The following is a 22,973-nucleotide window of genomic DNA, read 5'->3' on the forward strand; positions in this document are numbered from 1 at the left end:
GAGGCTATATATGTTGAGAAAGATTAGAACGGTTTCATTCTTAATATTGCCTGTGCTTTTTGCAGCAGGGTGTGCTTCTGATTATGAGGTAGCGTTAGGTAGCTCAGTGTCGATGATTAAATCGGAACAGACTATGAACCCAGAGGCGTCAGAAGAAAACCTTGGTTATGTTCCTGCAGGTAGCGGTGAGCGGATGCAAGCGACTTTGGATGTGTATCATAAACAGACTGCAAGCATGAAGAGTGACACATCGATGAGTGCGCAGAATGTACTGGCAATTCCGGTTAGCTCGAGTAGCAGTAAATAAGATAAACAAGAGTGCAGGATTATGAGTCATCGTCTTCGGCAGTATCCATTGCGAAATAAACAGAAAGGCTTAGTAGCTGTTCTGATTACGGTCGCGTTTGCCTTGATGATTGGCTTTGCTGCACTGGCGATTGATATCAACCATATGGTGTTAAACAAAGCCAGGTTGCAGAATGCCGTCGATTCGGCTGCACTGGCTGGTGCGAAACAGGCCGATCAGACCGATATTGCATCAGATATTGATGCGGCGGTAACAGAGGCATTGGATAAATTTGATGATGCGGCAGGCAATACGGTTTTAACCCTGACTGGCGCAAATGCTCCAACGGTTATCGTGCAGGTCGCGAATGACGCCATCTCTTTTCCGGGTACTAGTGTAGACCACTCTTCAGATATCTATGTACGTGTGCAAATCACCGCTTATCAGCTGGATAATTACTTTATCAGCCTGTTTGGTATCAATAAAACCATTACTGTCAGTGCGGTAGCCGGGCCGAGTTCTGGTGCCAGAGAAGTGTGTAATATAGTCCCAATGGCGGTATGTTCAATGGACTCAATGGATACCGACGGTTCAGATGGCACTTATTATGGCTACACCACAGAAAAAGCATATGTATTAAAACTGGAAGATAACGTCAGTGATATGGGAGCGGGTAACTACCAACTACTTGATTTTGGTAGTGGTGGTGCCGATGTAAGGCTTGGTTTAGCCGGGGATTACCCCGGATGTGTAGATATCAGTGATCCGGTGACGACGAAGCCGGGTAACACGATAGGCCCGGTTGCTGATGGCCTTAATACTCGCTTTGATGATTACACGGGTAATATGTCAGGAACGGAACTAACCTACCCGTCAGATAAGTTTGTTTACGGAGTTACTGATTATAACACTGTGGTCTATGACGAGGACCTTCCCTACGAAGATTCAGTCAAAATCTATGAGTCTAATGTAAATAATCCGGATGAGTGGACACCTGTATCTATTGACCCTTGGGGTCATGATGAGTACGAGACAAGTAAGTCTGCCTGTAACGGGAGTAATAGTGGGGGGTGTCGTTCTGACGGTGTATCAGAACGCCGCACGTTAGCTATTCCCATGATTGATTGCGTTAATCCATTGTCTTCGGGTGGAGGTACAAACCAGTTTAATGTTGATGGGATCGGCTGTTTCTTCCTGCTGGATAAAGCCAGCAGTAATAGCGGTAAAAATTCGATCCCGGTTATCGGTGAGTTTATCGAGGACTGTACTGTAGAAAAAAGTCGCTCAGACGGGACATCCGGATTAACCACAGGTCCATATCGCATTGTGCTGTATAAAGATCCTATGAGTGGAGAGTCATGATATGAGACACATGACTTCCCACACAGAACAAGGCTATGCAGCGGTAGAGTTTGTTATCACGCTACCCATTTTGTTGATGTTGGTTGGTATATTCAGCGAACTAGGCAACCTCTATATCCAACATACAACCTTGACCAAAGCGGTACAGGATGGTGCCAGATGGGCGGTGAATGGTGTTGTTGGTACCAATGGTGGGATTGCTGACAGCAATGAAATCAAGAATCTGGTTGTGTATGGCAAGATGTCCTCCGGCAGCTCTTCGGTGCTGGAGTCTTTTACTACCGCAGATGTATCAGTTGTTGAAGTGGGTAACTTTGTTACAGTTTCAGCAAGCTATGATTATTCTCCAATCTTCTTAAATATTCCCTATGTTACCCAGAATTTTAATCTGACGCTTAATGCCTCTTCGGTTATGAGGACTAACTGATGGCTATTCGTCGGCGTCTAACTAGATACAAGGGAATCGCAATTGTTGAATTTACAATTGTCGCCACTGCATTGCTGATCATTCTATTTGGCATATTTGAGATTGGCAGGTTTGTTTATTCAGTGCAGATGTTGAATGAAGTGACGCGAAAAGTGGCAAGACTTGCGGCAGTTTGTCACGTTTCTGATCAGAACAATATTATGGGAATGGCGGAGATCAAAAACACCCTGCCAGCCGGGGTCAGTAGTGCCGATGTTGTAGTTGAATACCTTGATGAAAGTGGCGCTATTGTGGCTGATCCAATGGGAAGTTTCGGTGATATCAGCTTCGTCAGAGCCAGGATCACAAACATCAATTATACTTTTCTTAACGTCCTTGAAAGCTTTAACAGTGAAAGTAATTTAATACCGAATTTCGAAACCACAGTACCAGCAGAAAATCTGGGTGTATTACGTTATAGCTCAAAAGCTGATGATTACACAGATTGTATCTAAACTTATAAAGGAAGAAGTTAACGCCGGAGAATAACTATATGGGAGAGGCGGTAAAGTTGGGCCTGGATGATCAAAGTAATTACAAGATAAAGACCAACCTCTGCATCTGGCTAGTTTATGCCAGCGAAAGATATTTAAACCATATGAATGCAGAGCTAGGTAAGTGTGGCAACTTAAATGTTGAGACCATCTCTTTGTCTATTTTTAATGCCGATGGTATCGACGGTTTCGCAGCTCCGGATCTGGTTTTTATTGAAACAGGGGTTAACTGGGCCAAGAAACTGGTAGACCTTCAGGAGCAGGATGCTACCTTGCAGGATCACGAGGCTTCTCTGATAGTGTTTGGTGATGAGCAGGATACCGGAGCCCTTAAGATTGCACTGCGGTTAGGTGCTTCCGACTTTCTTTCTTATCGTGCTTCAATTGATGAGCTAATGCCCCTGCTGAAAAACACAGCAGAAGAAAAAATTGTCAACCGTAATCTAGGTGACTTATGCCTTTTTATCAATACCAAAGGTGGCTCCGGAGCGACGACACTCGCGGTGAATATGGCAATTGAAATTGCCCAGTCGCATTCTAAAAAAGTGATTCTTGTTGACCTTGATTTGCAGTTTGGAGCAACACCGGACTATCTGGATATGAAGCCAAGATTTGGTATCTCTGACGCGCTTGAGTCTATTAATGACCTGGATGAGGTATCGCTTCCTTCTATGGTATCCAGCCATGAATCCGGGCTAGACCTGATAGGATACACAAGCTATGGCAGCCACGAGAATTACAGTTTGGCAAGAAACTTTGGCAAGCTTCTGCCTATTCTCAGGCAGTTTTACGACTACGTTATCGTTGATTTGTCGCGAGGGATTGAACACTTCTATGCACCATTAATCGCGCCGGCTTCTAGGGTTTATCTTGTTTCACAGCAGAACCTTATCTCTATAAAGCATACCAGCGAGCTAATTCGAGTTCTCCAGCTTGAATATGGCATTAACAAAGATTCGGTAGAGATCATTCTTAACCGATATGAGAAGAGCGTGCCGGTAAACCTGAAAGATATTCAAAACACCATAGAAAATGTCGAGATTCATATGGTGCCGAATGACTATAAAGTGGCGGTAGAGTCCGCAAACCTTGGTAACCCAATTGTGCTTTCAAGTAAAAAAAGCGCGATTGCTAAATCTATTGTCTCCATTGCAAACAATCTCGATCCAACCAAAACAGAGACCAAAGGGTTCTTTGCAAGACTGTTTTCCTGAGAGAGGCTGAATCATGTTTTTTAAGCGTAAGAATATCAACCCGGACTTTGAACAAAAAGTCTCTGGAATTAATGAGAAAGAGCCGAAGAAAGAGATCAGAACTCCTTTTCAAAGTACGCCTGAAAAAAAGAAGAAGTCGTTAAGAAAAAGGAACCGAGTAAAGAAGTTTCCCGAGCTGAAGCAGAGAGTCGTAAGCTGGTAGAGCAGGAGCTGGATGTTAAGCACTACTACCACAAAAAACTACTGGAAACTCTGGATCTTGGGATTCTTGCTAACCTGGATGCCGGTAGAGCAAAAAACGATCTTCATGATGCGATTATCCAGTTGATGGAAGAGGATACCTCACACCCATTAAGTGCAGAGGGGCGTAAACGAGTTATTAAGCAGATAGAAGATGAGGTTTTTGGGCTGGGGCCTCTTGAGCCGTTGCTGGAGGACAAATCGGTATCGGATATTCTGGTTAACGGGCCTAAAAATATTTTCGTTGAACGCAAAGGTAAACTGGAGAAGACTCCTCACACTTTCTTAGATGACAGGCATCTGCGCAATATCATAGATCGTATTGTAAGCCAGGTTGGTCGCCGAATAGATGAAGCCTCTCCGATGGTTGATGCTCGTCTTGCCGATGGTTCTCGTGTAAACGCTATCATTCCGCCTCTTGCTATCGATGGATCTTCAGTTTCTATCCGTAAATTTGCGGTCGATAAGCTGACCATGGATAACCTGCTTGGCTATAACTCTCTATCTGCACCAATGGCAAAGTTTATTGAGGCGGCGGTTGAGGGAGAGATGAACATCCTGATTGCTGGTGGTACAGGTTCCGGCAAAACCACCACACTGAATATCTGCTCCAGTTTTATTCCTTCCGATAAACGAATCGTCACCATAGAGGACTCGGCTGAGTTGCAGCTACAGCAGCCTCACGTTGTTCGTCTGGAAACTCGCCCGGCTAACCTCGAAGGTAAAGGTGAAATAGGCCAACGGGAGTTAGTGAAAAACTCGCTTCGTATGCGACCGGATCGGATTGTTCTCGGGGAGGTTCGGGGAGCCGAAGCTGTCGACATGCTGGCGGCTATGAATACCGGGCACGATGGTTCACTGGCGACCATTCACGCCAATACCCCTCGTGATGCAATGAGCCGGGTTGAGAACATGTTCTCAATGGCTGGCTGGAATATCTCAACCAAAAATCTGCGTTCACAAATTGCTTCTGCTATTCATCTGGTGATTCAGATGGAACGCCAGGAAGATGGTAAACGCCGGATGGTAAGCATTCAAGAGATCAACGGTATGGAAGGGGAAGTGATTACCATGTCTGAACTCTTTAAGTTCCAGCGGCAGGGAGTCGATGAAGAGGGCAATATCATCGGTTATTACACAGCCACTGGTATTGTTCCCGCTTGCCATGATCAGCTAACCCGAAGAGGGATAGATTTGCCGTATGAGTTGTTTAACGAGTCTTATCCGTAAGGAGGCCCCTAATGCCAAGTATGCCTGAAGGTCCTACTTTATTTTTAATGTTGCTGTTCTTTGCGATTGTTTTTATCTCGCAGGCTTTGATTTTGCCTGCCGCTGGGCAACGTGCAAAACATAAAGAGCTAGCGGCAAGGTTAAAAAATACTCAGCAATCGTTAGATGAGGAGAGCAGAACGCTCTTGCGTGAACACTATCTGCGTGGTCTATCTCCGATAGAGAAAAAGCTGGTTAATATTTCGTTTTTTGCCGATATGAAGAAGATCATAGAGTTATCCGGTAGCTCATGGGGGTTGAGTAAAACGCTCGGAATGACTTTTCTTATCAGTATTATAGTGGTGATGCTGACGGTTATTTTTGTTCAACCCTGGTTTGTCACCGCTATCGGGTTTGTTGGTGTATGGATCCTTATGTATATGATCCTCAACAAAATGGTATCAAGACGCCTAGCCAAATTTGAAGAACAGCTCCCGGAAGCACTAGACATTATCAAAAGGGTGCTGCAGGCCGGTCAGCCACTGAATCAGTCCTTTGCGGAAGTGGGACGTGAGATGCCGGAGCCTATTGGCATAGAGTTTATGAATACCTTCAATATGCTCAACTATGGCTATGATCTTAGGCTTGCGATTATGCAGATGGTCGATCGCAACCCCACGGTATCTATGATGGCTTTTTCCAGTGCGGTGTTATTGCAGAAAGAGACGGGGGTAACCTGACGGAGAACCTGGATAAGGTAGCGAATGTACTCAGAGCTCGTTTCAAGCTTGGACGCAAGATTAAGTCGTTGTCAGCAGAAGCACGTATGTCAGCCTGGATTCTGGTGCTTTCTCCTTTTGGACTCTTTCTTATGTTGCAGGTAGTGAATCCCGCTTATCTTGAGCCCTTATACACACCTGAAGGTATGGACATGGTCACAGGTGGGATTATTAGTTTGGTGCTCGGAACCTTCTGGATTCGGCAAATCATTAATATTGAGGTGTAACTATGGATCAGATTAACCAGTTACTCTCTTTACTCAGTTTTCCTGTCATGGATCGGCAAGTTGTCTTTTTAATCGTGGTTCTTATTGCGGCCATATCGTTTTTTGTCGCGGTTGGTTTACTGCTCATGAGCAAGACAAATTCTCCGGTTAAGAAAAAGCTAAAAGAGTACGCCACACAAAACGACATTAAGGCGCGAAAAGTAAATAAGCTGGAAAATACACTGGAATCGCTTTCACCCGTTATTACACCAAAAGACAAAAAAGAAAAAGAGTCGATTCGACATCAGCTTATGCATGCCGGATACCATCAGGCTAGCGCATTATCTGTCTTTTATGCAGCCAAAACCGTGCTATCTCTTATCGGTATTGGTGTAGCTGCTTTTGTCTGGTTATTTCTTCCCAAAACTGAACTTACTAATCTGTACGTGGCTCTGCCTATCGCTATAGGCCTGTATGGTCCCAATGTTTTTCTTAAACGTATGGTGAAAAAAGGGTACGCAGGCTTCGTGCAGCGGTTCCTGATGCGCTTGATCTACTCGTAGTGTGTACCGAATCAGGGCTTGGGTTTAATGCGGCATTGCAAAGAGTGGCCAATGAGTTGGTTATATCCCACCCAGACTTCGCTGATGAGTTGGATACGGTTTGTGTCAAGCTTCGGGCCGGTATTCAGCTTACCGATGCCTTTGGTGACCTGATTACCAGAACGGGTTTAGAGGAGCTTCGGGGACTGGTGAGTATGCTTTCTCACGCTGCGCGAATCGGTGGCAGCCTGGCTCAGACGCTTAGGGACTACACTGAAGATTATCGTGATAAAAGGCAGCAGGAAGCGGAAGAGGTGGCAGCTAAAATACCAACCAAGATGCTGTTTCCTATGATTGTATTTATCTGGCCATGCTTTTTTATAGTAGCAATTGGACCGGGAATGATGATGGTTACGGAAGCACTGAAGTAAGGAGTTGTAATGAAACTTAAACGATATGTAGTAACCGCATTGTTATCGGTGGTGGCTGTTACGGGTTGTAGCTCAAAGGATGAAGGGTCGTCGTTAGATACCGAACTGTATTCTGGTGTTCCGTTAGACTCGCTAACCAGTGAAGAGCCGCCAAAATCCGAACAGGAAGCGATAGAAAGAGCAGATCTGGCAATCAGCCAGAACAAGCTGGATTTAGCATTGTATGAATATATACGATCTTTAGCATTTGAAGATGCGCAATATAAAGATAAAAGTCTGTTTAATATAGGCCGCATTCATCAATCAAGGAACAACATTGCGTTAGCAGAAAAAGCTTACCTGAAAGCGGTCGAGTTTAATCCTGAACACGCTGGTTCGTTAGAGCAATTGGGTATTCTGTATGCAAAAGCAGGGCGTCTGAACGACAGCAAAATATACCTTGTCCGAGCAGTAAATGCTGATCAGGCACGAAGTGAGAACGGAGTACCTATCGATAGCTTTGAAATACTGACGGAAGAACAGGTTAGCAACATGCTGGTAGACAACTCTTCTCCTATCGACAGTTATGTTGGGGTAGGTGTTTTATCCGATCTTGACGGTAGATACGATGTAGCAAAAAGGTTGTATGAAAAAGCACTGGAGATAAACCATCGTTATGTCAAAGCGTTGATCAACCTGGGATACTCTCATTATATGAGTGGTAATCTTCATATTGCGAAACGAGTGATGACTACGGCATTGCAGTTTGAGCCGGACAACGAAAAAGCGCTGAATAATCTGGCTCTAATCCATTTAGCGCTGGGCGAAAACACTCAGGCACTGAATGTGTTTATGCGCCAGATGGAAGCACCAGAAGCACTGAATAATGTGGGCTATTTTCTGATCTTGCAGGGCAAACCTGATCAGGCTATCCCTTACTTACAGCAGGCTATCGATAAGAAAGCCTCTTACTATAAAATAGCCAATGAAAACCTTTCCAGAGCGTTGGCAGAGGTCAGGGCGAATAAACATAGTGAGCAAAAGCTGAATACTCAGCATAAGGTTCACATTATTTTTGAATGATAGCCTGAGAATAAAATACGATAGACATAAAAAAGCAGCCAATGTTATTTCGGCTGCTTTTTTGTGATGATCCTTAGTTAGTTATAGTTGTAGCCGGGATCTTTTTCCGGGAACTGCCTGATAATATCGTTAAGGCTGTCCATATGATTTCTAAGTGCAGAAACGCAATTGCCATCTAGTTTCCCGTCAAAAACCATTTTTTCCAGTTCAAGTAGGGCTGCTGGCACTGAACAGGCTTGTTTATATGGTCTGTGGCTGGTTAATGCATCAAAGATATTTGCTACCGTAATAATCCTGGTAGGAATCGATATTTCACCGTGTGATAGTCCGTTAGGGTAACCGCTTCCATCCAGAAACTCTTGATGGCACGCGATGATATCTTTCAGAATATCGACACATGGATGGGATGGTGAGCCCAGGTTGTCCAGAATTTTATCCACCAGTGCAATACCGTTTTCGATGTGGTTTTTCATGGTATCGCGTTCGTCAGAAACCAGGCTATCCGGCTTTAGAAGGATATCAGTTGATAAGGCGGATTTACCTATATCGTGTAATCGGGAGAATAGATGAATGTTTTCTATCACTTCGTCATCCAACTGATACAAGTCAGCAACCTCTTTCGCAATCAAGTGTGCGTATCGACTTATCCTTTCTACATGTTCCTTAGATTCTTTCTTATAGCCTGGCGATAGCTCTTTAGTGAGCTCTGCAGAAGCTAAAATGGCGTGTAGCAGTGAGTACTCAGCGTTTACAACAAAACTGATAAGGTCACAGAATGGAATTAGCTCGTTTTGAACCAGTTGTGTAAACAACCCCCTTTTGTGAGAGTTAAAAAACACAAAGCCGATAAGTTGCTGAAAGTTGTAAATAGGAACGGTGAAAGAAGAACGGTAGCCCTGTTCAAGAAGCCACTTTGAGTGTCTGTTTTCAGGTTTAAGGGTGGATGGTATATCATTGATAACTCGGGTTTCTCCTGAATCCGCACACTCTTTTAAAGCACTACAGGAATCAAGGGGAAACTCATGATGACTGAAGGTATCAATGTTATTTGAACTCTCGGCATAGGTTTTTAATAAGCCCGCACTCTGATCGTATAAGACAAACGCGATTCTTTCCAAATCCGGAACCTTGGTTTTAACGCGTTTATGCAGGTCAGCTAACTCATGATTCAGCGAATTTAACTGGTTAGGCTGGGAGTGCATTAGATACGATGAATCACTTATAGTACGCATTTTGATCGTCCGTCAGCAAAACAGCTGAATGCTCCTGACACTCGGCTGGTATATTTAAATAAGATTATCCTTATATGATTAGTTTAGTAGCTAGATTGAAAAAGGGGGGAGTTTTGGGTAGCAAAATAAGCAAAAAGTACCAGTTTTATTTGAGTAAATGCACGAGTTTTTATTTTTGATTCAAGTTGTTAACTAAACTGTCTCAGTCGCGAAAACAAAAAAAGCGGGCCCCAGGCCCGCCAAAACGTAGAGAAATAAATACTCTCGGCTAATTACTGCTAACTCGTAATACAAATACCCTCGGCGTCAAACAGGTGAACATCACTTGCTGCGCAGCTTAATTTTTAAAGTCTGGAAGCTCTTCACTTCCTGGTCACCAGGAAGGTGAACCTTGAATCCATCCACATTGGCACACTGGCCAAACATATAGGTGCTGTTACCCAGACGCTCTACCACTTCACTCTGGAAAGTCATATCGATGTCTGATTCTTCATTAATCAGCAGGTGCTCAGGGCGAATACCAAAGTTGATTTTCTGTCCTTCCGTGATTGCTTTTTTCGGCATCGGAACAACGAACTCTTGTTTGTCATCTGTTACCAGTGTTGCTGTTTCACCATTTATTGCACTAACCGTAGTTGGGATAAAGTTCATTTTTGGTGAGCCAATAAAGCCTGCAACAAATTCATTTGCTGGCTTGTGGTACAGCTCAAGAGGTGACCCAACTTGCTCGACCTGACCAGCACGAAGTACCACGATCTTATCAGCAAGTGTCATCGCTTCTACCTGATCGTGCGTTACGTAGATCATGGTATTTGCTAGTTCCTGGTGTAGCTTCGCGATTTGCAGGCGCATCTCTACACGCAGTTCGGCATCAAGGTTTGAAAGTGGTTCATCAAATAGGAAAACCTTAGGATCTCGAACAATGGCACGGCCGATTGCTACACGCTGACGCTGACCACCTGAAAGCTCTTTAGGCTTACGTTTAAGGTAGGTCTCAAGTTGCAGAGTTTTTGCAGCAATAGATACTTGCTTTTCAATCTCTTCCTTTGGAACGCCGTTCATCTTAAGACCGAAGCCCATATTCTCTTCTACCGTCATATGCGGATATAGCGCGTATGACTGGAACACCATTGCAACACCACGTTCTGCCGGGTCTACGTCATTGACCAGGGTGTTACCGATATGGATTTCGCCATCACTGATCTCTTCCAGACCAGCAACAAGGCGTAATAGCGTTGATTTACCACAACCAGATGGCCCAACAAATACAACAAACTCACCGTTTTCTATTTCAAGATCTACACCGTGAATAGTTTGAACGTCGCCAAATCTTTTGATTACATTTTTTAGCGTAATGTCTGCCATTACTGACTCCTTTGCTACAGCTGGCTTAGTTTGATCGTTAAGTCGCGGTGAGTTGAATATCTCGTCGTTTTCTCCGCGTTTGTATAAAACATACTCGTTTTACCGGATATTGTTAGCGGCTAGGTTGGAATTATTGATCGGCGTCATACTTCTAACACGATTTTCACTAAATTTTGTGGAAACGTTTACAAAACGGCGTCTTTATTGTGCAAAAACGCAACTGTCGTCCTATTATAAAACTCGTACGCTGTCGTATTTGTAGATTTGCAGTAAAAACGAACGCTCGAACATGAGTGTTTAAGTGCGATGAGTTAATGCGATGTAAATAGTGGGAGTATCGGAAAAATGGAGCGTTCAGTGAAAACGATCTACCCGGAAAACCGAATGCCTTCGGCCAAAAAGAAAAGGCGAGTTAGTTCAGCACTGTCCCCATGGCTATTTTTAGCCCCGGGCATGATAGTGTTTATGATCTATGTAATTTACCCAATTCTAGACAGTATCCTGTTGAGTTTTTACGAGTGGGATGGCCTTGGTGAAAAAACGTGGGTTGGATTCTCCAACTATGCAGAGTTATTTGACTCTGAAGCTTTTTATACCGCGCTAAAAAACAATTTATATTGGCTTGTCTTTTTTATGTTAGCGCCGCCAATTGGGCTGTTTATCGCTCTGTTCCTTAATCAGCAGGTTAAAGGGATTAGAGTGGTTAAGTCACTGTTCTTCTTCCCGTTTGTAATCTCCCAGGTGGTTGTTGGTCTGGTGTTTGCGTGGTTCTATGACCCTAAACTGGGCCTTCTGAATATCGCGCTAGGCTGGTTTGGGGTTGACGCTATTTCGTTACTGGCTGACGAGGATCTGGTTACCTTCGGTATTATTGCAGCAGGTCTTTGGCCTCAAATCTCCTACTGTATGATTCTTTACCTCACAGGCTTGAATAACCTGGATCCTGAACAGCTGGAAGCGGCTCGCCTTGATGGTGCTAAGAAACTTAAGATGCTCTGGTATGTCGTTATTCCACAGCTTCGTCCGGCAACCTTTATCGCGATTGTTGTAACCGTTATCGGCGCACTACGGTCGTTCGACCTTGTCGCAATAATGACTTCTGGTGGTCCGTGGGGTAGTTCAACCGTGTTGGCGTACCTAATGTATGAAGAGTCTATCTTCAACTACCGTATGGGTTACGGTGCTGCAGTTGCAGTAATGCTATTCCTGATAATGGATATCTATATCGCTTACTTCCTATGGCGCATGTTGAGGAGTGAAAAATAATGTTTCCACAACCGATTGAAAAATCCGGACGCTTTACAAACATAAGCTACCGTGTCGCTCTTCCTATTGCGTTAATGATGTGGCTACTACCATTGGCTGCGGTGTTGATGACCTCTATCCGTTCGATTGAGGATATCAACAAAGGTAACTACTGGGGGATGCCGACAGATATTAACTTTATCGAAAACTACTCTCAGGTATTTACCGCGACGCCTATGTGGCAATACCTGATGAACAGTTTAATGATAACCCTTCCGGCTGTAGCTGGTGCGGTAGCGCTTTCGACTCTGGCTGGTTTTGCACTTGCTAAATATCGCTTCAGAGCGAATATCTGGATATTTGCAATGTTTATCGGCGGTAACTTTGTACCTTTCCAGATTCTGATGATTCCGGTACGTGATCTGACCATCAGTTTTGGACTTTATGACACCCACTGGGCGCTGATTTTTTTCCATATCGCGTTCCAGTCCGGTTTTTGTACTCTGTTTATGCGTAACTTTATCGTTGGTATCCCTGATGCTCTTATAGAAGCTGCGCGTGTTGAAGGGGTAAATGAATGGAAGATCTTCTGGCATGTTGTTCTACCACTAGTTCGCCCAGCATTGGCAGCACTGGCTGTACTGGTATTTACCTTTATTTGGAACGACTTCTTCTGGGCATTGGTACTGGTTCAGAGTGATGAAGTTCGTCCGGTAACAGCAGGCTTGAGTGCGCTAAAAGGACAATGGTTAGCTTCCTGGCAGTTTGTATCGGCAGGTGCTGTCGTTGCGGCAATACCGCCAGTAGTCTTGTTCTTTACAATGCAACGCCACTTTATCGCAGGTTTAACTTTAGGTGCTACAAAAGGGTAATTGATTCAGCTAGCTGGCTTTGGCCAGTTAGCTTTGTTAATTGGCACCAAAAATACCAACGCCATGAGTTAGCTGTTTTGATTCGTGGCATTGCTATACCACCCTACAAATTGAGAAATAAGCTAAAAATAATAGCAACCGGAACAATTGAGCTTCGGCTCTATAACAAGGACCTCAATATATGAAATATGTGAAACATATTGCTGCATCTGCAGTGCTTACTGCTACTCTATCCGCCACCGCTTATGCTGGTGAGCTGATCATTAACTCCGACCAGGCAGACCCAGCTCCTAAAGCTGCGTGGGAAGAGGTAATTAAGCGCTTTGAAGCGGCTAACCCGGATATTACAGTAAAGTACAACCTGTATGATAAGGAAGCATACAAAACAACCATCCGTAACTGGCTGGTAACTTCACCACCAGATATCGTTCACTGGTATGCGGGTAACCGTATGAAAACTTTCGTTGACCGTGGTCTATTGGAAGACGTAAGTGATATCTGGCAAGACAACAACATGCTGAATGATTTTAAATCAGCAGCGCCAGCTATGACTGTGAATGGTAAGCAGTATGGTGTTCCATTTACTTACTACCAGTGGGGTGTTTACTACCGTAAAGACCTATTTGAAAAATACGGTATCTCTGAGCCTAAAACATGGGATGAGCTAAAGGCTGCTGCAGCGACGCTTAAGAAGAATCAGGTAGCTCCATTTGCTATCGGTACTAAGTACCTATGGACTGCTGCTGGTTGGTTCGACTACATCAACCTGCGTACTAACGGCCTGGACTTCCATATTGATCTGATGGACGGTAAGGTTCCTTATACTGATGAGCGCGTTAAGAAGACGATGTCTAACTGGGCTGAACTTGTTGAGCCAGGTTACTACCTAGAAAACCACGCGTCTTACTCATGGCAGGAAGCTCAGCCATTCCTATACAATGGTGAAGCGGCGATGTACCTAATTGGTAACTTCATCACTCCATTCTTCCCTGAAGAGCTAGACGGTAAGATGGGCTTCTTCCAGTTCCCTGTTATCGATCCTTCTGTGCCTATTGCTGAAGATGCGCCAATGGATACAATCCATATCCCAGCTAAAGCGAAGAACAAAGCTGATGCTCGCAGATACATGGAATTTGTTGCTACTCCAGAAATTCAGCAGCTTATCAATGCTAAGATCCTTCAGATCCCAACTAACTCTAAAGCACCAACAGTGGACAATGAGTTCCTGAACATCGGTGTTGAAGTGCTTGGTGGAGCGGATGGTACGGCTCAGTTCTACGACCGTGATACCGATCCTGCAATGGCGAAAGAAGGTATGAAGGGCTTCCAGGAATTTATGGTTAAGCCTGAGCGTGTAGATGCAATCCTTAAGCGTCTGGAAAAAGTTCGTAAGAGAACGTTCAAGTAAAAGTCTCCCCTAAGAAACCGCAGCCTTCGGGCTGCGGTCGTTAGTTAAACCACATGTTTTATTAAGCCGTTAATCAAAATGGTCGTAGATGGTACGGGTATTTTGATTGATATGGGTTTGTTCGATCTGAACTTGAGGAAGCCTATAAGCTACTTCAAATAAAGTTCAGTTATTTACCTGGAATACTCGATTCCACGAACCGCTGAAGTTACTTAAGTGCTTTGGTTTACTTACATCGTATCGGCATGTTCGTTACATCGAGTACACCAGGTAAACAAGCTGTTTGATAAGCAGTATCTAAGAAAAAGCAGTTTAGAAATTAGAAAACACAGAGGCAGAAAGCCCGATATTCCACACAACCTGGAAAGGCTGTAGAGAGGAAAATACAATGATTACTTTTGAATCCCTTATAGCACGTCGAGACTGGGAGAACCCGCTCTCGTATCAGGCCAATCAGTTGGCGGGACATAGTCCTTTGCATCATTACGTTAGTCAGGATGATGCACTTAAAAAGAAAAATAGCTCACGCGTAAGCCTGAATGGTGAGTGGAAGTTTAACCTGTTCGATAAGCCAGAGTCAGTACCCGCACAGTTTACTCAGAACAATTTCGACGACAGTGAGTGGAGCAAGATTACGGTTCCATCTAACTGGCAGTTGCAGGAAGCAGGCTCGGCCGATAATCCTATCTACGCCAATATAAAGTATCCTTTTGAGGTTAACCCTCCGTTTGTTCCTGAAGACAACCCTACAGGTTGCTATCGCACCGAGTTTGAAATTAGTAAGGCAGATTTGCTTGAGCAAACCAGAATTGTTTTTGATGGTGTGAACTCAGCGTTCCATATCTGGTGTAACGGTATGTGGGTTGGATTTTCACAGGATAGCCGTCTTCCGGCAGAATTTGACCTTTCCGCACATCTGGTTGAAGGGGTAAATACCCTGGCGGTGATGGTGATTCGCTGGAGTGATGGAAGCTACCTTGAAGATCAGGATATGTGGTGGCTAAGCGGTATTTTCCGTGATGTTACCTTGTTGACCAAGCCGAAATCCCATTTAGCAGATGTATTTGTGAAGCCTCAGTTGGATGCATGCTACAGAGATGCAAAAGTCGATGTGGAGGTTGTGCTAACGAATCCTGAAGCGCACAAGGTCCAGATACAGGTTTTTGAGGGGCTCAATCCAGTTTCAGACACAGTTTCGGGATCAACTCAAAACCTAATCGTCGATGAAAAAGGGGGCTGGGATAACAAGGTTTTCTTGTCTGTCGATGTAAAAGAACCGAAGCACTGGAGTGCTGAAAAGCCAAATCTTTATCGTTGTGTCGTCACTTTGCTGGATAAAGGAGGTAAAGTTGTCGACATTGAAGCCTACGATATTGGCTTCAGGACGGTAGAGATCATCGGTGGTCAATTGCTCCTTAATGGTAAGCCGCTGCTGATAAAAGGCGTTAACCGTCACGAGCATGATCAGGTGAAAGGTCATGCTATCGACGAAAAGAGCATGATTGCTGATATCAAGCTTCTTAAACAGTCGAATTTCAATGCGGTGAGGACGGCGCATTATCCTAACCATCCTCGCTGGTATGAGCTTTGTGACCAATATGGTTTGTATCTGGTAGATGAAGCGAACATCGAAACTCATGGTATGTTCCCGATGGAGCGTTTATCTGCCGATCCTCAGTGGGCGGGCGCTTATATGATGCGTTTCACTAAGCTGGTGGAGCGGGATAAAAACCATCCGAGTGTCATCATCTGGTCGTTAGGTAACGAATCAGGGCAAAGTACTAACCACAATGCTATGTATGCCTGGGCGAAAGAGCGTGATCCTTCTCGTCCGGTTCAATATGAAGGTGGTGGTTCTGATACCACGGCAACCGACATTATCTGCCCAATGTATTCTCGTGTTGATCAGGATCAGCCGTTCCCTGCTGTTCCTAAGTGGGCGATTAAAAAGTGGATTAGCATGCCGGGCGAAGATCGCCCATTGATTCTGTGTGAGTATGCTCATGCGATGGGTAACAGTATCGGTAGCTTCAATAAGTACTGGGATGCATTCAGACAGTATCCTCGTTTGCAGGGTGGATTTATCTGGGACTGGGTTGATCAGGGGATCAGTAAAACCGATGAAAGCGGTAAACATTTCTGGGGGTACGGTGGTGACTTTGCTGATACTCAGAATGACCGCCAGTTCTGTATTAACGGGCTAATATTCCCTAACAGAACACCGCACCCAACATTGTTTGAAGTGAAGTACTGTCAGCAGCCGTATCAGATTACTTTAGAGTGCAGTGAAAATAACGGCCAGACAGTAAAGTGGAAGGTTAAGATCCTCAACGAACAGTTGTTCCGTGCCAGCGATAACGAAACCTTTATGTGGACTCTGCTTGAAGATGGAATGCCAGTAGCTTTGGATTCTTCAGACTTTGTTATTGCGCCCGAAGGTGAGCAAGAGTGGGTATTTAACTGTGCTTACACCTTGAGAGCAGGTTGCGATTACCGCCTAAATATCGATGTTAAGAGTCTCAAAAAGACTGCATGGGCTGATGCAGGACATGTAATTGCAACAGAACAGTTTAAAGTTCCGAATAAGTTGAGTCTTGCTCCTAAGAAAGTAAGAAAGATCAAAGCAGAAGAAGTTGCGCTTACAGAAAGTGACGATAACTGGGTTGCGGAAGTGGCGAACAAGTCATTCAACTGGAGTAAAACAACAGGTGAACTGACTCAGGTTTGCAGCAAAGGACAGGAGATATTAGCTCAACCTCTAACGGATAACTTCTATCGTGCGCCATTGGATAATGATATTGGTACAAGTGAAGCGGACTTTGTTGACCCTAATGCCTGGGTAACACGCTGGGGTGAGATTGGCCTCGGCAACTGGCAAAAAGAGCTGTTGTCTCTGGAAGTAAACGAGCTTACCAGTTCGATCTCTGTGACTAGCGAGTTTGCCTACCGTCATAACAGTGATGTGATGGCGTTGAGTCGCTGGAACTACACTCTGAGTAATGATGGCAAGCTAACTCTGGATATTGAAGTTGAAGTGAGTGAGCATTTACCTCCATTGCCACGAATTGGGCTGGAAGTTGCTTTGTTGGCTGAAGCTGTAGATAAAGATGTGTCCTGGTATGGATTAGGGCCATTTGAAAACTACCCTGACAGACTATCAGCGGCAAGGGTTAACTACTATCAGTCAGCGATAGAAGAGATGTTTACGCCTTACATTTTCCCGACGGAGAGTGGCCTGCGTTGTAATACGTCGTTAGTTGAGCTTGGCAACCTGAAAGTAACAGCGGATAGTTTCCACTTCGGTGTAAGCAAGTTCTCTCAAAAGCAAATCGCTGAAGCGAAACATCCAAACGAGTTGAATGCTGAAGAAATAGTATATCTACGACTGGATCATCAGCATATGGGTGTGGGTGGTGATGACTCATGGAGTCCAAGTGTTCATCCGGAGTTTCTGATTACCGATAAGAAGTTTAGGTATCGGATTTGCTTTGAAATAGTGGGCTAAAATTACGTCATTCCGTATAACGAGGAACGAGTGTAGTACGGAATCTACTAAGCTAAAAAAGAAAGTAGATTCCGGAATCTCGCTTAGGCTCGTCCGGAATGACGAAATCAGAGCTATGGAAGCAACTGATTAATCTGATTTAACAGATTCTGGATCTCTTTTTTATCGTACAGAGAATCTTGTTTTATTGCGGTGCTTTGCCGCTCAATCAGAGAGGTGGTTGCAATCGAACGTTTACTCTCGCTCTCTTCTTTGTTTAAAACAAAATCAACAGCTTGTTCACCAATGGCAGCAAAGTCCTGACGGATAGTGCTGAGAGGTGGATTAAAGAATGCAGAGTCTTCGGTATCATCAAAGCCGATAACCGCCACCTGTTCAGGTACTTTTACGCCTTGTTCGTCTAAAGCTCGTAATACACCTAGAGCCATCTGATCGTTGGCAACCAATATAGCGTCGAAGGTTTCCCCGGTGGTAAGCGCTTCTTTAGTGCTCAGGTAACCACTTTTAGCCTGCCAGTCACCTTCAAATCGATGGACGATAGTTGCATCGTTAGAACAAACGGTATCAATCCAGCCCTGTAAGCGAAGTCGGGAGGCATTGGAATTTTCTGGCCCACTGATCAGGATAAATTTATTACGCTTGTGTTCCAGCATCAGATTGGCAGAGGTTTGAGCACCTTCGTAGTTACTGGCGCTCACTGAGCTGACTTTAGTGTTCGGTGGGACATCGATAAAAACAAAACTTAAGTCAGGAAACTGCCTTACCAGGGCTTCCGCGTCATGCTTAACCACATGCAGGTTGAAGATTATATTCTCAACTTTTTGCGACTTCAGTTCCCGAATAGCTGACAGCATATTGTCGAAAGCTGGGTCAGGGACAATAGAGAGCGAGATACCATACCCTTTCTTTTGAGCGTGTTGTCGGATGCTGCTAGCGATCAGGGATATACCATGAAGGCCAATATCCAGAGTGATAAGTCCAACAACATTCGCTTTAGCACGACTTAGTATCTGGGCACCCCGGTTAGGGACATAACCCAGCTCATCAATAGCTGCGAGTACTTTCTTTTTGGTCTCCTCTGCAACACTTGAGGAGCCGTTTGTTACCCGGGATACAGTTTGAGTAGATACACCTGCTAATTTAGCAACTTCTTTGAATGTTACGCTCATCTGATTGGATCTGGCCTGATGTGATTTAAAAATAAGTTTTGATTCTAGCATTAGGCTGATTGATTTGCCTATCGAATTGCTGTTATTTGATGTAGTAAAGATAGCACTATTTAGTGCTATTTTGTTTTCGAAAACACAAAATGTCATGTGAACGACTTTGTATTGATGGTAAATAACGATCTTGATCACGAACCTTGCTAATTGATCTGGATAATTCCGCCCTTCAAGTTCATTATCATATCAAATGTTTTCGCAAACAAAGGTTTCTAAAGATGAACAAGATCGTCCACTTAAAGAGTAAGAATAGCAGCCTGATTATCAAGGTTGATCGCGTCCCTGAAATTTTGCATTGGGGGGCCGCTATCAGTCAGATTGATGACGATCTTCTACTTTCAACAGAGAGACCTATTTCTCAGGCTCGATTGGATGTGGATGTTCCTCTTTCACTTTGTCCTGAGCTCGGAAGCGGGCATTTCAACGCGCCGGGTATAGAGGGGCATCGTGCTGGTTATGACTGGGCTCCTGTCTTTGGTGTTACTGCCGAGGATGTTAAAGATAATAGTGCTAAGTTTACTCTGGTTGATAGCGTTTCTGATCTTCAGTTGGACATTGAAGTGAAACTGGACTTCGAAACGGACGTTGTACAAAAGCGTATCAGCGTAACCAACAAAGGCAGCTCCGAGTATTACTTAAACAAGCTTTCATCAACGCTGCCACTTCCTCAGCATGCAAGTGAACTGATGAGTTTCCATGGTCGATGGAGTCGCGAGTTCCAGACGCACAGACAATCTTTTGCTCACGGTGGCTTTATGCAGGAAAACCGCCGTGGTCGTACGTCTCATGAGAACTTTCCTGGCTTGCTTTTAGGTACGGATAATTTCAATGAACAGTCAGGGTTAGTATGGGGCTTCCATTTAGGTTGGAGTGGTAACCATCAAATCCGTGCGGATGTGAAAAGTGATGGTCGACGTTTTGTTCAGGCTGGCGAGTTGCTTCTTTCGGGGAGAAGGCACTTCAAGCAGAAGAAACTTATACCACACCATGGTTGTACGCTTGTTACAGTACGACAGGTCTAAATGGAATTTCCGACAGATTCCACCGCTTTGTTCGCAGTAACATTGTGAAGTTCCCGGTATCTAAGCCACGCCCGGTTCACCTTAACACCTGGGAAGGTATCTACTTTGACCATAAGCCAGAATACATAATGCAAATGGCGACAGAAGCTGCAGAGATGGGGGTAGAGCGTTTTATCATTGATGACGGCTGGTTTGTTGGTCGTGATGGTGAACGTACGGCGCTTGGTGACTGGTTCCTGGATGAGAAAAAATATCCGGATGGTCTCGAACCAGTCATCAAGCACGTCAATGATGCTGGAATGGAGTTTGGTCTGTGGGTTGAGCCTGAGATGATCAGTAAAGATTCTATGCTATATCGCGATCATCCTGACTGGGTACTTGGTTTGCAGGGATATCATCAGCCTTCTGGTCGCTGGCAGTATGTTCTGGATCTACAAAATCCAGATTGCTTTGCATACCTATATGAACGACTGGATTCACTGCTAACGCAATACAATATCGCTTACCTGAAATGGGATATGAACCGAGAGTTAGTGCAACCTGGCCATGAGGGTAAAGCAGCGGTAAACGGCCAGACAAAGGCGTTGTACAAACTATTGGATAGTCTTCTTGCAGAGCATCCTGAAGTGGAAATTGAATCTTGTTCTTCTGGTGGCGGCCGAATCGACTTCGAAATTCTTAAGCGCACGCATCGCTTCTGGGCATCTGACTGTAATGATGCTTTAGAGCGTCAGACCATTCAAAGAGGTATGAGCTACTTCTTCCCACCAGAGGTGATGGGCGCGCATATTGGTCCGGATGAAGCACATACAACCAGCAGAATGCACCATATCAACATGCGTGGTATGACGGCGCTTGCAGGCCATATGGGGGTAGAGCTTGATCCGGTCAAAGAGTCAGCTGAGGAGAAAAAAGCCTTCGCTCACTACATTGCTCTGCATAAGCAGTATCGAGATCTTCTGCACTCTGGTCGTAGCTTCAGGTTGAACGCTTCTGATGGCAGGCAGAATATCTACGGTGTAATGAATGATGATGAGATGGTGATAACAGTTTGTCAGCTAGCTATGCCTGATTACGCACTTCCAACTCCTTTACGCATTAGTTGCATCGATACTGATGCTAGCTATGAAGTTAAGTTGGTTGAGATGCCGACAACCAGCTTCCAGCTGATGAAGCAGCGTCCACAGTGGTTGGATAAAACGCTGACGTTGAGTGGGGATAACCTGAAAGAAATAGGCCTGACCTTGCCGATTCTTGACCCTGAATCCGCTCTGATGGTGCACGTTAAGAAAATCTAGTTTTACTCAGTCCGAGACCATGTCTCTCTGGGCAGAGTGTTTACTGCGCTACTCGATTTAAGGGGGAGTAGCGCAGTCTTTTTATTCTAGGCCTTACACTGCGGTGTAAGGCCTTTTTGTTCCCATTAATGAGATAACACATATCGTGTAACTTGTGCCTTAACGATAAAATGCAAGCGTTTACAATAAATTCTTGGCGGATAACTGTCATTTCCCTGACTCCTTTTCATACATATGTTTGCAATATATTTCAGTTAGAGTAAAAAATTGTGGAAACGTTTACACTAATTTGAGTTTGATCACAGCATAAGTGACAAATAGACTCTACACTTCATACAAGCTCAATAAACAATCCAGGGTTTATTGAAAATTATTTATAGGCGTGACTTACACGCTAAAGAGAGGCAAATGTGAAAGTTCTAGTAACAGGTGGCATGGGCTATATCGGCAGCCACACATGTGTGCAGATGTTAGAAGCAGGCATGGAACCAATCATTATCGATAATCTTTGCAACAGCAAAACAGAAGTGCTTGAGCGTATTGAAGCGCTAACAAGCCAACGCCCGGTATTCTACGAAGGTGATATTCGTGATGAAGCGTTGTTAGACAAAATCTTCAGCGAGCACGACATTCAATCAGTGATTCACTTTGCTGGCCTGAAAGCGGTAGGCGAATCTGTTGCGAAGCCTCTTGAGTATTACGATTACAACGTCAATGGTTCGCTGGTTCTTGCGCGCTCTATGCGCAAAGCTGGTGTAAAGAGCATCGTATTCAGCTCATCGGCAACAGTTTACGGTGACCCTGATATCGTGCCAATTACTGAAGATTCTCCAGTTGGTGCAACCACTAACCCTTACGGCCGCAGCAAGTACATGGTTGAGTGTGTATTCTCTGATTTCTTCGATGCAAATGATGACTGGAGCATTACGCTTCTTCGTTACTTCAACCCAGTAGGTGCACATCCATCAGGCACTATGGGTGAAGACCCTCAAGGTATTCCAAATAACCTGATGCCGTTCATCGCACAGGTAGCCGTAGGCCGCCGCGAAAAACTATCAGTATTTGGTGATGACTACAGCACGCCAGATGGTACCGGTGTTCGTGACTATATCCACGTAATGGATCTTGCAGATGGCCATATCGCCGCACTAAAAGCGGTTGGTGAGAAAGCGGGTCTACACATCTACAACCTGGGTACAGGTAATGGTTCGAGTGTTCTAGAGATGGTTAAGGCGTTTGGTGATGCTTGTGGCAAACCAGTTCCTTACGAAATCTGTCCTCGTCGTCCTGGTGACATTGCTGAGTGTTGGGCAAGTACAGCTAAAGCTGAAAAAGACCTTGGCTGGAAAGCAACACGAAGCGTTATGGAAATGACAGCTGATACCTGGAATTGGCAGTCCAAAAACCCGAATGGTTACTAAAATAAAATTAGTGATAATTTAGTTATTAATAATCAGGTGTCCGTTACCTGGAAATTAACGAGACACCTGAGTTGAATTTTTGAGAGCTTGT

The 22,973-nt window shown here is 44.5% G+C and carries 15 protein-coding genes and 4 pseudogenes; 16 read left to right on the forward strand and 3 right to left on the reverse strand.

Annotated elements, in window-relative coordinates:
• The first annotated feature begins 10 nt into the window (after positions 1 to 10).
• The 10 genes and pseudogenes from P7F88_RS15085 (at position 11) to P7F88_RS15125 (ending at position 8,291) form a co-directional block, all read left to right on the forward strand.
• On the forward strand, positions 11 to 307 hold the full coding sequence (locus tag P7F88_RS15085) for a hypothetical protein (RefSeq protein ID WP_422128029.1): 297 nt from the start codon (positions 11 to 13) through the stop codon (positions 305 to 307).
• Between the two features lie 21 nt (positions 308 to 328).
• Positions 329 to 1,648, forward strand: coding sequence for a pilus assembly protein TadG-related protein (locus P7F88_RS15090; RefSeq protein WP_277826019.1), 1,320 nt, complete (start codon positions 329 to 331; stop codon positions 1,646 to 1,648).
• Position 1,649: 1 nt separating this feature from the next.
• On the forward strand, positions 1,650 to 2,075 hold the full coding sequence (locus P7F88_RS15095) for a TadE/TadG family type IV pilus assembly protein (protein WP_277826021.1): 426 nt from the start codon (positions 1,650 to 1,652) through the stop codon (positions 2,073 to 2,075).
• A complete protein-coding gene (locus P7F88_RS15100) occupies positions 2,075 to 2,569 on the forward strand; it encodes a TadE/TadG family type IV pilus assembly protein (RefSeq protein ID WP_277826023.1) in 495 nt (164 codons plus the stop codon). Before P7F88_RS15095 ends, P7F88_RS15100 begins: the two co-directional genes overlap by 1 nt.
• Positions 2,570 to 2,607: 38 nt before the next feature.
• On the forward strand, positions 2,608 to 3,822 hold the full coding sequence (locus P7F88_RS15105) for a CpaE/TadZ family protein (protein WP_277826025.1): 1,215 nt from the start codon (positions 2,608 to 2,610) through the stop codon (positions 3,820 to 3,822).
• A 13-nt stretch (positions 3,823 to 3,835) separates the two neighbouring features.
• Positions 3,836 to 4,024, forward strand: coding sequence for a hypothetical protein (locus tag P7F88_RS26460; protein ID WP_422128032.1), 189 nt, complete (start codon positions 3,836 to 3,838; stop codon positions 4,022 to 4,024).
• Positions 4,003 to 5,292 (forward strand): annotated as a pseudogene (locus P7F88_RS15110) (CpaF family protein); the annotation flags it as partial. The gene P7F88_RS26460 and the pseudogene P7F88_RS15110, both read left to right, overlap by 22 nt.
• A 20-nt stretch (positions 5,293 to 5,312) precedes the next feature.
• A pseudogene (locus tag P7F88_RS15115) lies at positions 5,313 to 6,277 on the forward strand (type II secretion system F family protein).
• Positions 6,278 to 6,288: 11 nt separating this feature from the next.
• Positions 6,289 to 7,229 (forward strand): annotated as a pseudogene (locus P7F88_RS15120) (type II secretion system F family protein).
• A 9-nt stretch (positions 7,230 to 7,238) separates the two neighbouring features.
• Complete coding sequence (locus tag P7F88_RS15125) at positions 7,239 to 8,291, forward strand: tetratricopeptide repeat protein (protein WP_277826027.1); 1,053 nt, start codon at positions 7,239 to 7,241, stop codon at positions 8,289 to 8,291.
• 77 nt (positions 8,292 to 8,368) lie between these two features.
• Here the strand turns inward: P7F88_RS15125 and P7F88_RS15130 are convergent, their stop codons facing one another.
• Positions 8,369 to 9,523 carry an HD domain-containing phosphohydrolase gene (locus tag P7F88_RS15130; RefSeq protein ID WP_277826029.1) on the reverse strand — a complete coding sequence of 385 codons (1,155 nt, stop codon included), beginning with the start codon at positions 9,521 to 9,523 and terminating at the stop codon, positions 8,369 to 8,371.
• A 321-nt stretch (positions 9,524 to 9,844) separates the two neighbouring features.
• The gene (locus P7F88_RS15135; protein WP_422128035.1) at positions 9,845 to 10,888 is read right to left on the reverse strand and encodes an ABC transporter ATP-binding protein; all 1,044 of its coding nucleotides are present in this window, start codon (positions 10,886 to 10,888) and stop codon (positions 9,845 to 9,847) included.
• 345 nt (positions 10,889 to 11,233) lie between these two features.
• Here P7F88_RS15135 and P7F88_RS15140 point away from each other — a divergent pair, with 345 nt between their 5' ends.
• The 4 genes from P7F88_RS15140 (at position 11,234) to P7F88_RS15155 (ending at position 17,918) form a co-directional block, all read left to right on the forward strand.
• Positions 11,234 to 12,154: a carbohydrate ABC transporter permease gene (locus tag P7F88_RS15140; protein ID WP_277826031.1), complete on the forward strand. Its 921-nt coding sequence runs from the start codon at positions 11,234 to 11,236 to the stop codon at positions 12,152 to 12,154.
• Positions 12,154 to 13,005: a carbohydrate ABC transporter permease gene (locus P7F88_RS15145; RefSeq protein ID WP_277826033.1), complete on the forward strand. Its 852-nt coding sequence runs from the start codon at positions 12,154 to 12,156 to the stop codon at positions 13,003 to 13,005. The genes P7F88_RS15140 and P7F88_RS15145 overlap by 1 nt, the downstream gene beginning before the upstream one ends.
• 181 nt (positions 13,006 to 13,186) lie before the next feature.
• Positions 13,187 to 14,413 carry an ABC transporter substrate-binding protein gene (locus tag P7F88_RS15150; protein ID WP_277826035.1) on the forward strand — a complete coding sequence of 409 codons (1,227 nt, stop codon included), beginning with the start codon at positions 13,187 to 13,189 and terminating at the stop codon, positions 14,411 to 14,413.
• 388 nt (positions 14,414 to 14,801) lie between these two features.
• Positions 14,802 to 17,918 (forward strand): beta-galactosidase, encoded by a 3,117-nt coding sequence (locus P7F88_RS15155; RefSeq protein ID WP_277826037.1) that lies wholly within the window; start codon positions 14,802 to 14,804, stop codon positions 17,916 to 17,918.
• A gap of 113 nt (positions 17,919 to 18,031) precedes the next feature.
• Here P7F88_RS15155 and P7F88_RS15160 read toward each other — a convergent pair whose 3' ends face one another.
• Entirely contained in the window at positions 18,032 to 19,087 is a 1,056-nt protein-coding gene (locus P7F88_RS15160; protein ID WP_277826039.1) for a LacI family DNA-binding transcriptional regulator, read from the reverse strand.
• Between the two features lie 272 nt (positions 19,088 to 19,359).
• On the opposite strand from P7F88_RS15160, the pseudogene P7F88_RS15165 reads away from it, so the two are divergent.
• Together P7F88_RS15165 and galE are read left to right on the forward strand one after the other, a co-directional pair.
• Positions 19,360 to 21,461, forward strand: a pseudogene (locus tag P7F88_RS15165) (alpha-galactosidase).
• Between the two features lie 410 nt (positions 21,462 to 21,871).
• Positions 21,872 to 22,882 (forward strand): UDP-glucose 4-epimerase GalE, encoded by a 1,011-nt coding sequence (gene galE / locus P7F88_RS15170; protein WP_277826041.1) that lies wholly within the window; start codon positions 21,872 to 21,874, stop codon positions 22,880 to 22,882.
• The last annotated feature ends 91 nt before the right edge of the window (positions 22,883 to 22,973 follow it).

Origin of the sequence: Vibrio hannami (assembly GCF_029589055.1) — a bacterium.
Classification (GTDB): Bacteria; Pseudomonadota; Gammaproteobacteria; order Enterobacterales; family Vibrionaceae; genus Vibrio; species Vibrio hannami.